Consider the following 14,684-nt stretch of genomic DNA (forward strand, 5'->3'; position numbering starts at 1 on the left):
CCTTATTTTATTCTCCACCAGCCAGTGGCCCTGCCTTTCAGAATTTTGTTAAACTGCAGCATGTTCACCACAATACTCGGTGCAATGCAGAAACACATCACACCCATGAAACACAGAATGTTGTGTGTCTCTCTGCTCACCAGCCATGCCAGAGGAATGAACACCACCGTCATCACGGTCATATAGAGTTGCAGTCTCAATGCTCCTACACCATTCAGGAAGTAAGAGTATCTCAGACTCAGCACCATCAGGAAAATGTAGAGCGCCATCATGGCAGTCATGCCCATAGGCACCTCACAACGATCACCAATCCAGATGTCGTAGACCCATGGCGAGATGATGACCATCAGCACCAGCAGACCTAAGATCATCATCGTCATCCAGTTCATCCTTCTGCTCGAGCGCCTAATCCAGTCCATGTCCCCCCGTTCATAAGCATCCGTTGTAGCATTCCAGAAAGGCATGCAAATCACCGTAAAGGCAATCATCACAATACTCACATAGCGATAGGCAATCTGATAAGGTGTCACCATCTCGGGTGTGAAGAAGCGTGATATCAGGATGTTGGCCGTGGCAAACTGAATCAGGGCAGCCACCTGTAGCCAGAAAAACTTTACGCCAAGGTTGCCCAGTTCCATGGCAGCACCCATCTTCACCCATTTCAGCGAAGGTCTGAGCATGGGAAACTGCTTGAAGAACGTATAGGGATAGGCTATCAGATAAACCAGCAGTGGTGCAGCCGTGTTAGCAATGACGATGGCCGTGAACGAAGCTTGGTCGGTGTAGTAGAGTAGGGCAGTAAGAATCAACGCCACCGTCTGTCCCAAAGCTAGCAGCAGGTTACTCACAGCCGGCAGTTGCATGCCCATATACACATTGCCAATAAACTTCAGCACAAACGTCATGCATACCAAAGTCACTGCAGCCGTCAGAGCCGTACGCAGTTCCGGAATCAACTCCGGATCCACGTTGAGCATGCCATACACATCCCCATAGGCAATCAATGCCCACAGAATCAGAAGCAGCGGAACCACGATACAGATGAGCATAGCCAGTGTAGAACTCACAATCTGTCGCGCCTCCTCGTATTGCTGATGCGCCATGTGGATGGCCAACTTATTTCTGAGTCCGTTGCCCAAACCAATATCCATCTGGTCAATCCACACCAGGATGCTGCTGATGGTGAGCCACACTCCATTCTTATACGAGCCAAGACACGTCAGGGTGAGAGGCACCATCCATAGCACAATGAAGGCAGACCACCCCTTCACCACGAATGAGGCAGCCACATTGCTTATCAGGAGTTTAGATCTTTTGGTGTCTCTCTTATTAACCATATCCCTTTTGTTATTCAATGTTTCGAATGCTCTTATCCTCCACCTTCAGCATCGTAGCCTCCTGGTGCGCAATGGGACGGAACTCCACGTTCGCATCCTCGTTCAGCACACAGGTGTAGGGGTAGAAGAACTCATAAAAATACGTGTTGGTTATTTTGTAGTGTCCCGTATATAAGTCCAGCACAAAGAACAAACTACCCGCCAAGGTGGCCAGTCGGATGATGAGGTGCTCCTTCACACGGAATAGCAAGAAGATAAAGTCGGCAAAGGCAATGAAATACAGGATATACGCATAGTTGTAGAAACGCATAAATCCAGGGATGGCACTGGCGAAGATGGCCAGCATACACATATAAGCCGTGAACCGCTCCTTACACCTCTTCAGCTCCTCAGAAGGCTCAAACTGCACCGACGTATACATGATGACAAACGGGAATACCAAATATCTGGCAGCATGACGGATGAATCCAAATACCGAAGTAGCCTGCAGCGAGTAGTACATCACCTTGGTCGACATAGCTTCAGAGCCACCCAGAACAGCCAGTATCAGTCGTCCCAGAATCACGTCACTGATGAGCCACACCATAGCAGCCGCCAGAAACGCGTAGAGCAGTGTCTTCCATGATATTCTGATGAAAGCGAAAGGAAAGAGAATGGCGATGGCAGCCGAGAGGTGGAACATCAGCGCCAAGAGCAGCATCACGAAGAACACCCATCTCTTTCCGTCCATCCAGAACTTCATGCCCACCAATACCAAGGCCAGCGCAAAACCCTCACGCATCACCTCCGTATTGAAAATAAAATATTGTAATGATAGGAAGTAGATCAGCAGAAAAATAAAATACCGGTGTGTGTATTTCATCACGAAATAGCACACTGCGATATTAATAGCCATACTTTCCAGAAACTGTACGGCATAGAACGAGTCAAACACCGTTTTGCACACCATGTTCAGAATAGTCCAAAAAGGCATCTGTCCTCTGATCATCAGTCCCTTCAGGATGAAGTCACCCGTTTCCGACAAGTCCTTCGAGTAGTATTCAAACTCCTCCATATACGTAAACTTGTCAGCCCCCAGTCCATAGCTGAATCCCGACAGACAAACCAAGTAGCCGCACATCAGCCACATCCTGTGCACTTTGTGCGAGTCATATTCCTCTATCCCATCATAGCGGATAGAGAAATAGATGGTTAGTCCTATGAATATCAGATAGAAGACCGTCATAGACTACACGCGTTCAGAACCACTCCTTCAACTCTTTGCGGAAGATATGTACGACGGTTCCGCAGGTAGCCAAGAACAGCATAGCAGCCACGAAGATCATGCGCTTGGGGCCAGCAGGCTTCACGGGAACCGTGGCGTTGGTCAGTGTGGTGAACACAGGCGTGTTCTCCTGCACCTTAGCCTGAGCAGCCTCCAGTCGGGTGTTCATGGCCGTATAGATGTTGTACTTCAGTTGCATCTCGTTCTCCAAGTCATCCATCTTCGTCTTGGCACTCAGCAGATACACCTCCTGATGCGAGTCAGCATACGAAGCATAGGCAATGCGCGCCTTGTCATAGGCCTGTCGAGCCTCGTTGGTCAGCGTCTTATAGTGCTCATAGTCAATGCGCGATTTCTTCGTTCTGTAGTCCGTGATATATTCCTGTAGATGAGCCTTCACGCTATCAGCCATCAGAGCACACACCAGTGCATCCTGATCCGTCACGTTGATGGTCACCACATCTGTGGTACGGCTGTATGTACACACAATGTTGTCCATGGCCTTGCTGAAAATCTCCGAGTCTTTTTTCGACAATTGGAACGGATTGAAACGTTGTCCATCCTTTCCTGGAATACGATTGTCCTCCTTCTTAAACAGCGACTTCACCTGATCACCCACCCATCGGAAAGGAGCAGTCAGCACATTCTGCTTCTGGTGCTCCTTCAGGTAAGTGAAGTAATCCGTCTCCACCTCACCATCCAGGGTCTTCACCCGGATGTCCATCAGGTTCACCATAAACTGTGTCGACGAGAACAAGTCAGGATACAGTTGCGGATAGATGGCATCACCCGAGCCATTGCCAAGGCTCACGCCAAAACTCGAAGCCAGAGAGGCCAGACTACCCACATCCTCGTTGTTCGAACCTTCAGGGGCTATAGACACCTCAGCCGTGTAATAGCGAGGCTGTGGAAATATCCATACACAAGCCAGTACAAACGTGATGCCCCATACCTTGAAGAATAGCCATTTCCGGCTCATGCAGGTATTGAAAATCTTACGAATATCTATATTCAGTTTCTTCTTGTTCTCCATATCTTTCATCTTACATCTTACATCTTACTTCTTCCATCTTCCATCTTACATCATCCCTCTTACTTCGTCAGAATATTCGCAAGCGTAGCAATCATGGTGGCGATAGAGGCGATACCAGAGCCCAGGGTCACGGTCTCAGCCGTAGTCATCTTGTTGATCGACTTCTGGGGCACCACAATCTCGCAGCCAGGGCGCACCTTGGTGCGACCCGTCACCTTAGCCACATCACCATTCATATAAATAATGTAGGTGCGCTTTTTCTTTGCCTTGGCACTGTAGCCACCAGCCTGATTGATATAGTATTTTGCCTTTTTGCCAGCCGCAAAGCCCACCGTGTTGGGATACATCACCTCACCACTAATCTTCACCGTACTTGTCAGTCCAGGCACCACCAGTCGGTCACCCTCACGCAGCACGATGTCAGCATCACTGCCAGGTTTTTCCAGAGCCTTGTCCAGCTCGATGCCCACGAAGTAAGTCTCAGGCACCTTCAGCTTCTCCTGAGCTGTCTGGTTGGCAGCCTTCATCTCACTCACCGAGCGGCCACTCTTCAAGGCCTGCTCCATCATCGCAGCCTCGTTCTGCTGTTGCTGCATCTTTACCGATTCCTCATAGCGAATGCGCTCAGCCTCATTCATCTTACGCTCCAGGCGGGCACCAGCCACATAGGCAATCGATGTCACGCCACCAGCCTTTTTAATCAAGTCACTCAAGCGCTCGTTCTGCTTCGTCAGCGAGTAGTCACCACTGAATTGCACCTCGCCCTCCACCGTCACGTTCTGCTGAATCTTATAACCAGGACTCTTACGCACAAACACCTCGTCGAACGGTTGCAGGTGGAAGCCCGGTTCCCCGTCAATCACAAACCCATCCTTCAAGGCAAAGCTGAACGAATGACCCAGGATCGAGTCAGTCTCCGTAGCCTTCGGGTTGATGATTCTGCGCGACACAAACACATTCACCATGGCAGCAGTCTCCTTCAGTCCGCCAGCCTGCAATACAAAGTCCTCCAGCGTCTCATTATCCGCATAGCGATACACACCCGGATACTGCACCTCACCATGAATCGTGATCGTCTGTTCCTCCTGCACATCCTGTCGTGTGGGCACAAACAGCACATCCTCGTTCTGCAGCATGATGTCACTGGCCGAGCCATCCATGATGCCAGCCAAGTCCACGGGAACCACCTCCAGGGTGCGGTCCTTCTTCATGCGGTGCATCACAGCATGGGCCGTAAACGCCTCCTCCGTCACACCCTCACAGTTCTCCATCAAGGTCTTCACACTGTTAATCTGTCCACCCAGCTGATACATGCCCGGACGGAACACAGCACCCTTCACCTCCACCATATTCTCATAGCGGTTCAGGATCGAGTCCACCAATACCGAGTCGCCATCAGCAATCTTAAACGAGCTCATGTCAAACTCATTCACGTTGAATACACTCATCTGCGAGCCCATCTTACGGATCACACGTACCGACTTACGATACGCATCACTGGCAAAGTCGCCCGCATAGTTAATCAGCGACTTCATGCTCTCGTTGCGCTTCATTTCGTAGTACATCGGGCGCTTCACCTTACCGTTGGCACTCACCAAGCAGTCGTATGTGCCCACCGTGATCACATCATTGTCCGCCAGACGCACATTACCCTTCAGGTTACCATTCAGGATATAGTCATACACATCCACCGTAGAAATCAGTCGGTTGTTGCGATACACCTTGATGTTTCGCAACGTACCAATCTCGTTGGGACCACCAGCCATATACAATGCATGAAACACCGTGGCAAAAGCCGATAGCGTATAAGAGCCAGGGGTCGTCACCTCACCCATCACGTTCACCGTGATGGTGCGTGTCTGACCCACCGAGAACATAATCTGTGAACTGCTATAGCGCGTTTTCAGTTGCGCCTTTACACGCTGACTGGCCTGCGCCACTGTCAATCCACCAATCTGAATAGGACCAAAGTCCTCCACCATGGCCTGACCATCAGGCGTGATCGTAGCCTCCACACTCTTCTGCGAAGCTCCATAGATGTCAATAAACACCACATCGCCAGGACCCAGCACATAGTTCTGGGGCGTGGCCACGTTCATAGGCGGCTCAAACGTCAGGTCCTCCTTCTGAAACAGGTCATGACCGAAGATCTTCTTCTGAGCCTTCTTCTCATATTCATCCTTCGCCTTCAGGTAGTCCTGAATCACCTTGCGGTCATACAGGTCAAACGAGTCGGGCATAAATTCATCCATGTCCTTCTTCAGCAGTCCGGCCTTGTAATCCTCAGTCTCCTCCTGTTCCTCCTCATCGTCCAGCGACACGATGCGCCTCGGACTCTTATCCTTCAGTTTCTGCGTCGAGTTGTTGTCCTTCTTCGGGTCGCCATTAGCCTTACGCTGGCGTTTGTCCGTGCCCAGTGTCTTGTCGTTCACGGTGCCCAGGCCCTCATTGTTCTTCAGGCGCTCCACCTTTTTCTGTACACGTTTAATCTGGTCGGTGGTCACACCCTTCTGCACCAGTTTCACTGCAATCTCCTGCTGTGTAGAACCAGCCTTTTGTTCTTTCATAACAAACTTAATGACCTGCTCGTCAGTCAGAGTCGACTGTGCCGAGATGGTCATACAAGTCAGAAAGAACATCCCCAAGAGGAAGAAAACTTTTCTCATATTTATAGATCTATATTTTAGTTCGTTATTTAAGTACCGATTTTAATGGCGATTCGTTGCCTTCTCACCTTATATATAACTGCGTTTCCGCAAAATTATTGCAAAGGTACAACAAAATCTTAAAATAATTGGGTGTTTCATAAATTTTTTGTACCTTTGCGCCGCAATACCGGCATTTTGCCTGGTCATTCAATCTGGGGTTGACTGGATTTGACGGCAAGATGAAATGGTACGTAAGCACGCGGAGCTGGTCGATGGGAGGCTCCCTAATCTCTTCTGTCGGAAAATTAATTGGCAACAATGAGTATGCTCTCGCTGCCTAATCGAAGTACAGTAGATTAACGGCTTAATTCCCTTACAAGGTGAGGGAACGGGACGTTGCTCCAAGGATGTTGTTCCGAATCCGAGGGTCAAGCAACGCAGGTAAATCGGAAATAGCCTGTCGGGCGCTCCGACTGTCAGGTGAAAATTTAGGAGATAAGGCAGTGGTTGGTGGCTTGGGTCTTGCCATTGCACGAAAACGAAGTCCAAGATAAGCGTGTAGAAAGCGTATGGTTTCCTTGTGCGGACGAGGGTTCGACTCCCTCCAGCTCCACTATTTAATTAAATTACTATCAACGTAAACACAGCATGAAAAAAATTATCTGGGTCATCCTCCTCATGATGACCATTGTCTCTTGTGAGAAAGAATTGCTGCTGGACAACAGCGAAAATGACGGACAAACATCGTTGTTAACCTCCCGCCTCAGTATCACCACCCGTGCCGTGGATGACGATGGCCAATTGCAGGCCGTGGCGCAAGGTCGTGTGTATGTCTTTAATGCCCAAAATCAATGCGTAGAGGTTCTATCGACAACCGCAGAAGAAGGCACTTTTTCAACGGAACTCCCCATCGGAGCCTACACCCTTTATGCCGTTGGTGCCGACGATTTGGATCGTTATGTCCTCCCCACCCAGGAAGAAGCTACTCCCACCAGTATTATCACCTGTGCCGAAGGCAAAACCCTGGGAGATCTCCTACTGAAAAAAGCCAACATCGAGCTCAAGCGCAAGGCCACCAACAAACTCACCCTCGACCTCAAACGCCAAGTCCTATGCCTCAGTCAGGTTCAAATCAACAACGTCCCCACCGACGTCACCAGCGTCGAGGTTACCCTCTCTCCCCTCTACAGCGGTGTCACCCTCTCCGAAACCTATTCTGGTTCCAAGTCCTGCACTGTCGAACTGAAAAAAGGCGATGATGATGGCCTTTGGCAATCGGAACCCAAAACCTATCTCTTTCCCTCGAAAGACACTCCCACTATCACCATTTCCTTCACTACCTCCGAAGGCACCCAGAGTTACTCATACTCCACCAACCAACCCCTTGAGGCCAATCACCATGTCATTCTCTCTGGCACCTACGAAGGCCACCAAGGCGTATCCCTCACTGGTGTCCTTCTTTCAGAAAAGTGGGGTGAAAACATCACCATCACCTTCGGCTTCGACACCCCCACAGACAATAATAATTCGAACCCTTCCGACCCCACCGTCACTCCCGTCCCGGGCCGGTTCTACCACGACTACTATGTCGTATCAGTAGATCAAACCAATCATAAGGCTGTTCTATTGTCAAGGGATAATTTGACGTATAGTGAGCCTGCTAAAAACGATGCAAATAATGAGGGTTGGTTGAGGGTTGTAAAATCAGCTATAGCGAAACTCGAGAAGCCCTCTGGTCTTACCTGTGACAGTTGGCGTGTGCCAACCATCGATGAGGCCTTAATATATGTTCAAGATCCCTCAGTTATCACATTGAGCACAAAATATGTGCTATGTGCTTGCATGATTGGAGAGTCATTGGGCTGGATTCGTTATGGCTTAAATAAGGCAGGTGAATTCGATTACGAACAGAATCCTTCTTTCGGAAGCGTAATACCTCTTCGCCCCGTCATCGACATCACCTACTAGTCACCTTATACACAATACACACATGCACACAGCGGGGCCTTAGGTCCCGCTTTTTTAATTTTATTTTTTTATTTTTTCTAATTCTTGACCCCAATTCTTTCTAATTCTTTCTAATTGTTTTCCATCCTCCTCGGGCCCTTTGGCCCCCCTTCTTTCCTGATTAGAAAAGAATAAGCAAGAATAGGCAAAAATTCTTCCCAACAATAAAAAATAATAATTATTTCTTTCCCATTCTTGGCCTTAATTCTTTCTCATTTTTTCCAATTCTTTTCCATCTCGGGCCCTTTGGGCCCCCTTCCTTCCTGATTTGAAAAGAATAAGCAAGAATAGGCAAAAATTCTTCCCAACAATAAAAAATAATAATTAATTCTTTCCCATTCTGAAGTGAACCCAGAAAGTTGGACACAACAGAAAGGTTCAAATGAAAAAAGAATTTAGTTTAGAAGAAAAGATGTCCGCAATTGGGTTTGTGTTCCAAGGCGAGTCAGCCCGTTCTGTGTCCCGTAGACTCCACTTAGGCCATCATATTCTATATGAGTGGATAGAGAGTTACAAACTCCTTGGCATTGAAGGTCTAAAATTAAAGCCGAAGAAGAAAAAGAGGCTTTCATATGAAGAAAAATGCAAAATAGTTCGTGATTATCAGGAAAGTGAATTAACTTTGTTCCAGCTTTCAGCCAAATATCAATTGTCAAGCTCGATAATTGGCAATTGGGTTAAATTGGTTGAGCGAAATGGATTTGAAGCACTGGAATCTCGACGATCCAGGCATTTCCAAACTGGTGAGCATATGGTTAAACGACTACCAAAAGAAGAGTACGAAAAGGAGAACGAGCGTCTTCGCAAGGAGAACGAACGCTTAAGACTGGAGAATCTCCTGCTAAAAAAAGTGAGAGCCTTAGTCGAGGAAAGAGAAACCCAAAACAGAGCGATTGGGCGCAAGCCATCGAAGAACTAAGGCGTAATGAGCATGCGGACTTAGATGTCCTGCTAGAGCTCAAGAAGATGGCGCGTAGCACGTTCTACTATCACCTCAAGCACGGCAAGAAGAAAGACAGGTACAAGGAAGTAAAAGATATGATATACACCGTATTTCATAAGCACAAAGGTCGTTACGGCTACAGGCGTATAACGCTGGAACTCCGTAAAGATGGCTGTCCTATCAATCACAAGACAGTCAAGAAGCTTATGGACGAAATGGAACTGAAGAGCGAGGTGAGGAAGGTGAAATTTCACTCCTATAAAGGAGAAGTTGGCAAGACTGCGCCTAATATCATAGACAGGGATTTTACAGCTGAAAGACCTTATCAGAAGCTTGCAACAGACGTGACCCAGATGACGATAGGCGGACGCAAGATTTACCTGTCACCTATACTTGACATGTGCGATGGTGAGATTCTTGCATATTCAATCACAGAGAAGCCAAACATGGAAATGGTACTCGGTATGCTCAACCAGATGTACAGGCGTATAAAGCTGCCTGAGGGTGTCGTATTGCACTCTGACCAAGGATGGCACTACCAGCACGTAGCCTACCAGAATAGTCTAAAGAAACATGGCATTATCCAAAGCATGTCTCGCAAGGGAAATTGTCTGGATAACGCCATGATGGAGAATTTCTTTGGTCTCATGAAGTCAGAGCTGCTGTATTCTGGAAAGTACACATCAGCAGACACCTTCATCAAAGACCTGGTAGAATACATGGAATATTATAATAACGAGAGAATAAAACTGAGGCTTAATGGCATGTCGCCCGTACAATACAGGAAGATGCTTACTGCTTCGATTGTTTAATTCGTCCAAACTTTGGGGTTCACTTCATTCTTGGCCCCAATTTTTTCTAATTCTTTCCAATTCTTTTCCTTCTCGGGCCCTTTGGGCCCCCTTCCTTCCTGATTTGAAAAGAATAAGCAAGAATAGGCAAAAATTCTTCCCAACAATAAAAAATAATAATTAATTCTTTCCCATTCTTGGCCCCAATTTTTTCTAATTCTTTCCAATTCTTTTCCTTCTCGGGCCCTTAGGGCCCCCTTCTTTCCTGATTTGAAAAGAATAAGCAAGAATAGGAAAAAATTCTTCCCAACAATTAAAAACAATAATTATTTCTTTCCCATTCTTGGCCCCAATTCTTTCTCATTGTTTCCAATTCTTTTCCATCTCTCAGGGGCCTTGGCCCCACATTCTTTTCCCTCTCTCAAATGATGTTTTAAAAAATTCTATACTTTTCTTGTATTATGTGGAAATTTCTTTGTACCTTTGCATCGGCAAAGCACCTGAAAACAGGCCCTTTTCCGCTAAGGTAATAATATGCAAATCATGCATGTAGCTGGAAATCAGCGCATAAGATGAGAAGCTCACAAACTAACCCCTTAAACGTCCCCGCAATATCCTTATGCGGTGACCCCCTCCTTTTGTCTTTCTCGTATGATGTCCAATGATGCCCCGACGCCCCGTCGGGCGCAAATTTTTTGGTACCCCATGCGAGTCACCTATGGTCGTGAGGAGGCCATTCGCGACGTTTTAAATGAGTTAGGCGTGCGCACCTTTCTCCCCATGCAGCGATTGCGCGGCTGGGTCGACGACTCCGGCGAGCCCCACGAAAACCTTCAGCCCGCCATTCGCAATCTCATCTTTGTCTATGCCTCCCAGGAGCGCATCACCGAGTTGAAGATGTACAACAAGGCCTGTCATCCTTTGCGCTACATCACCAACCCCTTTTCCCATAGCGATGACGATTATCTCCTCACGGTGCCCGAACGCCAGATGAACAACTTCATCCGCGTGGCCTCTGTCCAGGACGATCGTCTGTATTACCTCGACCCCAATGCCGATTATCTGAAGACCCCCGGCAAGCGCGTGCGCATCACCGATGGCGACTTCAAGGATGCCGAAGGCGTCATCAAGCGCATCAAGAGTAACAAGCGTGTGGTCGTCGAGATCAAAGGCGTGGCTGCCGTAGCCATCACCTTTGTGCCCACAGTCTGGCTCCAGCCCATCGAAGAGTAGCTCCATAGTCCATGCGCCTTGTCCCATCCCTTCTGTTCCTGCTTCTGATGCTCTTCGCATCCTGCGAGAAACCCCAGATGAACGAAGCCGACGACCAAGACGACAAGAAGCAGAGCAACCTCACGGTCAGCATCTTCCAGATAGAGCAGACCCCCTTCAGCGAGTTCACCAGGAACCAGCAGGACATGCCCACACGCATCAGTTTTGCCGCCTACGACATGGAAGGCGAGCGCGTGAAGCAAATCAATCAGAAGTCAGGCGATGCCGACTATGGCCAAGCCCGTTTCCTGTTAACCCCCGGCACCTATCAGTTGGTAGTGGTGGCCCATAGCAGTAATGGCAACCCCACGATGACCAACCTTGGCAAGATACAGTTCACCAATGCCCAGGGCTATACCGACACCTTTCTGGCCGTCGATACCGTGGAAGTAACCACCCAGAGTCAGACCCTTGATGTCAGTCCCCAGCGCATTGTCTCCCTCTGTCGGTTTGTCGTCACCGATACCTATCCCCAGAATGTTGCCAAGCTCCATTTTCTTTATACCGGAGGCTCAGGCGCATTCGATGCCCATACCGGCCTTGGCAGTGTGAACAGCAGTCAGGCCATGGAAGTCGAAGTCACCAAAGACCGCAAAGAGTTCGACCTCTATACCTTTCTCCACAGTGAGGAAGACACCATCGACCTTCAAGTCACAGCCATCGACAAGAACGGCATCATAGCCCACCAGCGCCAGTTCCAGGTGCCCATGGCCCAACGCCAGATCACCAGGTTCTCAGGTCCCTTCTTTGGCGGCAATGGGGGAGGCGGCACCACCGATGAAAGCCTTTCTGTGGGCATCACCATCAACACCCAGTGGGATGGTGAATACAACGTCACCTTTCAGTAAGAACAAAAACAAAAGATATGAAAATTGCAGTAGCAGGCACCGGCTATGTCGGTATGAGTATCGCCACTCTGTTGGCACAGCACAACCACGTCACAGCCGTGGATGTCATTCCCGAGAAAGTCGAGAAGATCAATAATCGCATCTCACCCATTCAGGACGAATACATAGAAAAGTACCTAAAAGATACCTTCATTCTTCCTTGCGTAGGAGAGGCATCTACTCCTCTCCCTCAACAGGGAGAGGCCGGGAGAGGGTCTTTAATAGCTACCCTTGATGGCGCTTCAGCCTATAAGGATGCCGACTTCGTCGTCATTGCGGCCCCCACCAACTACGACCCCCAAAAGAATTTCTTCGACACCCATCATATCGAGGATGTCATCGACCTCGTCTTGAGTGTCAATCCCGATGCCGTGATGGTCATCAAGAGCACCATCCCCGTGGGCTATTGCCGCTCATTGTACGTCAAGTACGCCTTGAAGTTCCTGACCGACCCTGCATTGAAAGGAAAGACGTTCAATCTGCTTTTCTCCCCCGAGTTCCTGCGCGAGAGCAAAGCCCTTTACGATAACCTCTATCCCTCTCGTATCATCGTGGGCTATCCCAAGGTTCTGCCTGCCGACAGAAATAAGAAGTGGGACGAGGAAAATGCCGCCATTGCCGCCATTGGCAATCCCGAGGCAGAAGCCAAGGCCAAGACCTTCGCCAGCCTGCTTCAACAGGGTGCGATAAAAGAAAATATCGACACCCTGTTCATGGGAATGACGGAAGCAGAGGCCGTGAAACTCTTCGCTAATACATACCTTGCCCTGCGTGTCAGCTACTTCAACGAGCTCGACACCTATGCCGAGGTCAAGGGTCTCGACTCCCAAGCTATCATCTCTGGCGTGGGCCTCGACCCCCGCATCGGCACCCACTACAACAACCCCAGCTTTGGTTATGGCGGCTACTGCCTCCCCAAGGACACCAAACAGCTCCTGGCTAACTATGCCGATGTGCCCCAGAACATGATGACCGCCATCGTCGAGAGTAACCGCACCCGTAAGGACTTCATTGCCGACGAAGTCCTTCGTAAGGCCGGCTGGTACGCTTACAGCACTGATAACCAGTACGATGGCAGTAAGGAGCCCGTCACTATCGGTGTCTATCGTCTCACCATGAAGAGCAACTCCGACAACTTCCGCCAAAGCGCCATCCAGGGCATCATGAAGCGCATCAAGGCCAAGGGAGCCAATATAATTATCTACGAGCCAACCCTCGAAGATGGAACAACCTTCTTCGGATCTCAGGTGGTGAACGATTTGAAAAAATTCAAATCACTTAGCAAGGCTATCATTGCCAATCGCTACGATGCCTGCTTGGACGACGTACACGACAAAGTGTATACTCGTGATATTTTCAAGAGGGACTAATAGTATCTATGAATCTTATTGCATAAATAGAATTAATGAATATCCTGTACATCATAGGTAATGGCTTAGACATAGCCCATCATATGAAGACGTCCTATCAGGATTTCTTCAAATATTATCTTGCTCTTCCATCAGATGATTATAAAATCGATTCGATGAAGCATGATATCAAGAGTCATCGATATGAGACTTGGGCAGATTTAGAGATAGGTCTGGGGCAATATTCATCCCATTGCATTAACAAAGGTGAGTTTCTGAGATGTTTGTTAGATATTAAATCGAATCTAAAGACATACCTTCAGAAAGAATCCGAGAAAATCACAGGGTATTCGCTTAAGTCTACATCAAGTTTCTTAAATCTGGGTTCTTTCTTGGATCCAGAACCCAAAAGCCGATATGATTATTATGTAGGTCGTTTTGCATCAAACAAGCGATTAGATGTCAATATTATGACATTTAATTACACGTCTACATTGGAATGGTTGTTTGATTTTTCCGGTGGAGCTAAGGCACTTGCTCCTAATACATGGTTAGAGTCCATACAACATGTACATGGGGTGTTAGACAACATGATGGTAATGGGGGTGAACGATTCCGACCAGATTGCCAATACATCTTTTAATACAGATGAGGATGTGATGGAAGATTTCGTTAAACCCGAGTATAACGATGCCTGCATGAATAACAAAAACAAAGTATGCGAATCGCTTATCCGTAAAGCAGATCTTATCGTACTTTATGGCACCTCTTTAGGTAAGTCTGATGAAAAATGGTGGAAGCTCATTGGGCAAAGAATGAGTCTTGAAAACAACTATCCTTTATTGGTGTTCCTTCCTTATGACGAAAAGAAAGACCAAGCAGCAGAGCCCAACCACCTGAGACGATGGGTAATGCAAAGCGTCCGCGAAATAAAGGAGAAGTTCGCTATACAGCTCGATGATAAAGTATTAGCTTCCAGAATCTGTGTTGCTTTCAATAAACGCCTGTTTAATATCAGCAAGGATGCACAAAAAACTGTAATGACACGATGAAACGAACTTTACGGTTAAAATATATTAAAAATTACATGCTTTAAAACGATTATATAGAAAAGTTGTATCTTTGTAAGCAAAAAAGTAAACTATTCTTTTAT

General features: G+C 47.9%; 11 protein-coding genes, 1 other RNA gene and 1 pseudogene. 8 read left to right on the forward strand and 5 right to left on the reverse strand.

Translation table 11 applies throughout. From position 1 onward, the window contains the following. Positions 1 to 2 precede the first annotated feature (2 nt). The 4 genes from M1D30_RS03395 to M1D30_RS03410 are packed head-to-tail and all read right to left on the reverse strand — an operon-like array spanning position 3 to position 6,300. Positions 3 to 1,337, reverse strand: coding sequence for a lipopolysaccharide biosynthesis protein (locus M1D30_RS03395; RefSeq protein ID WP_248506291.1), 1,335 nt, complete (start codon positions 1,335 to 1,337; stop codon positions 3 to 5). Positions 1,338 to 1,347: 10 nt separating this feature from the next. After that, positions 1,348 to 2,562 (reverse strand): EpsG family protein, encoded by a 1,215-nt coding sequence (locus M1D30_RS03400; protein ID WP_248506293.1) that lies wholly within the window; start codon positions 2,560 to 2,562, stop codon positions 1,348 to 1,350. A 13-nt stretch (positions 2,563 to 2,575) separates the two neighbouring features. Next, positions 2,576 to 3,634, reverse strand: a complete 1,059-nt coding sequence (locus tag M1D30_RS03405; RefSeq protein WP_248506295.1) for a chain-length determining protein — start codon at positions 3,632 to 3,634, stop codon at positions 2,576 to 2,578. A 59-nt stretch (positions 3,635 to 3,693) separates the two neighbouring features. Continuing rightward, the gene (locus M1D30_RS03410) at positions 3,694 to 6,300 is read right to left on the reverse strand and encodes an SLBB domain-containing protein (RefSeq protein ID WP_248506296.1); all 2,607 of its coding nucleotides are present in this window, start codon (positions 6,298 to 6,300) and stop codon (positions 3,694 to 3,696) included. A 196-nt stretch (positions 6,301 to 6,496) separates the two neighbouring features. On the opposite strand from M1D30_RS03410, the gene ssrA reads away from it, so the two are divergent. From ssrA to M1D30_RS03430, 4 genes and pseudogenes are all read left to right on the forward strand, one after another. Then, positions 6,497 to 6,898, forward strand: a transfer-messenger RNA (tmRNA) gene (ssrA, locus tag M1D30_RS03415). A gap of 32 nt (positions 6,899 to 6,930) precedes the next feature. Beyond that, the gene (locus M1D30_RS03420) at positions 6,931 to 8,250 is read left to right on the forward strand and encodes a FimB/Mfa2 family fimbrial subunit (RefSeq protein WP_248506297.1); all 1,320 of its coding nucleotides are present in this window, start codon (positions 6,931 to 6,933) and stop codon (positions 8,248 to 8,250) included. Between the two features lie 451 nt (positions 8,251 to 8,701). Continuing rightward, on the forward strand, positions 8,702 to 9,208 hold the full coding sequence (locus M1D30_RS03425; protein WP_371874186.1) for a helix-turn-helix domain-containing protein: 507 nt from the start codon (positions 8,702 to 8,704) through the stop codon (positions 9,206 to 9,208). After that, positions 9,193 to 10,044, forward strand: a pseudogene (locus M1D30_RS03430) (IS3 family transposase); the annotation flags it as partial. The gene M1D30_RS03425 and the pseudogene M1D30_RS03430, both read left to right, overlap by 16 nt. On the opposite strand, the gene M1D30_RS03435 reads toward M1D30_RS03430, so the two are convergent. Further along, positions 10,041 to 10,346 carry a hypothetical protein gene (locus M1D30_RS03435; protein WP_248506298.1) on the reverse strand — a complete coding sequence of 102 codons (306 nt, stop codon included), beginning with the start codon at positions 10,344 to 10,346 and terminating at the stop codon, positions 10,041 to 10,043. The pseudogene M1D30_RS03430 and the gene M1D30_RS03435 overlap by 4 nt on opposite strands. 382 nt (positions 10,347 to 10,728) lie before the next feature. Between M1D30_RS03435 and M1D30_RS03440 the strand changes: the two genes are divergently transcribed. The 4 genes from M1D30_RS03440 to M1D30_RS03455 are packed head-to-tail and all read left to right on the forward strand — an operon-like array spanning position 10,729 to position 14,583. Beyond that, positions 10,729 to 11,256: a UpxY family transcription antiterminator gene (locus M1D30_RS03440; protein WP_248506302.1), complete on the forward strand. Its 528-nt coding sequence runs from the start codon at positions 10,729 to 10,731 to the stop codon at positions 11,254 to 11,256. An 11-nt stretch (positions 11,257 to 11,267) separates the two neighbouring features. Further along, positions 11,268 to 12,143: a FimB/Mfa2 family fimbrial subunit gene (locus M1D30_RS03445; RefSeq protein WP_248506304.1), complete on the forward strand. Its 876-nt coding sequence runs from the start codon at positions 11,268 to 11,270 to the stop codon at positions 12,141 to 12,143. Positions 12,144 to 12,160: 17 nt separating this feature from the next. Further along, a complete protein-coding gene (locus M1D30_RS03450) occupies positions 12,161 to 13,552 on the forward strand; it encodes a UDP binding domain-containing protein (RefSeq protein ID WP_248506306.1) in 1,392 nt (463 codons plus the stop codon). Positions 13,553 to 13,587: 35 nt separating this feature from the next. Then, a complete protein-coding gene (locus M1D30_RS03455) occupies positions 13,588 to 14,583 on the forward strand; it encodes an AbiH family protein (protein ID WP_248506308.1) in 996 nt (331 codons plus the stop codon). The last annotated feature ends 101 nt before the right edge of the window (positions 14,584 to 14,684 follow it).

Origin of the sequence: Prevotella sp. E15-22, assembly GCF_023204875.1 — a bacterium.
Classification (GTDB): Bacteria; Bacteroidota; Bacteroidia; order Bacteroidales; family Bacteroidaceae; genus Prevotella.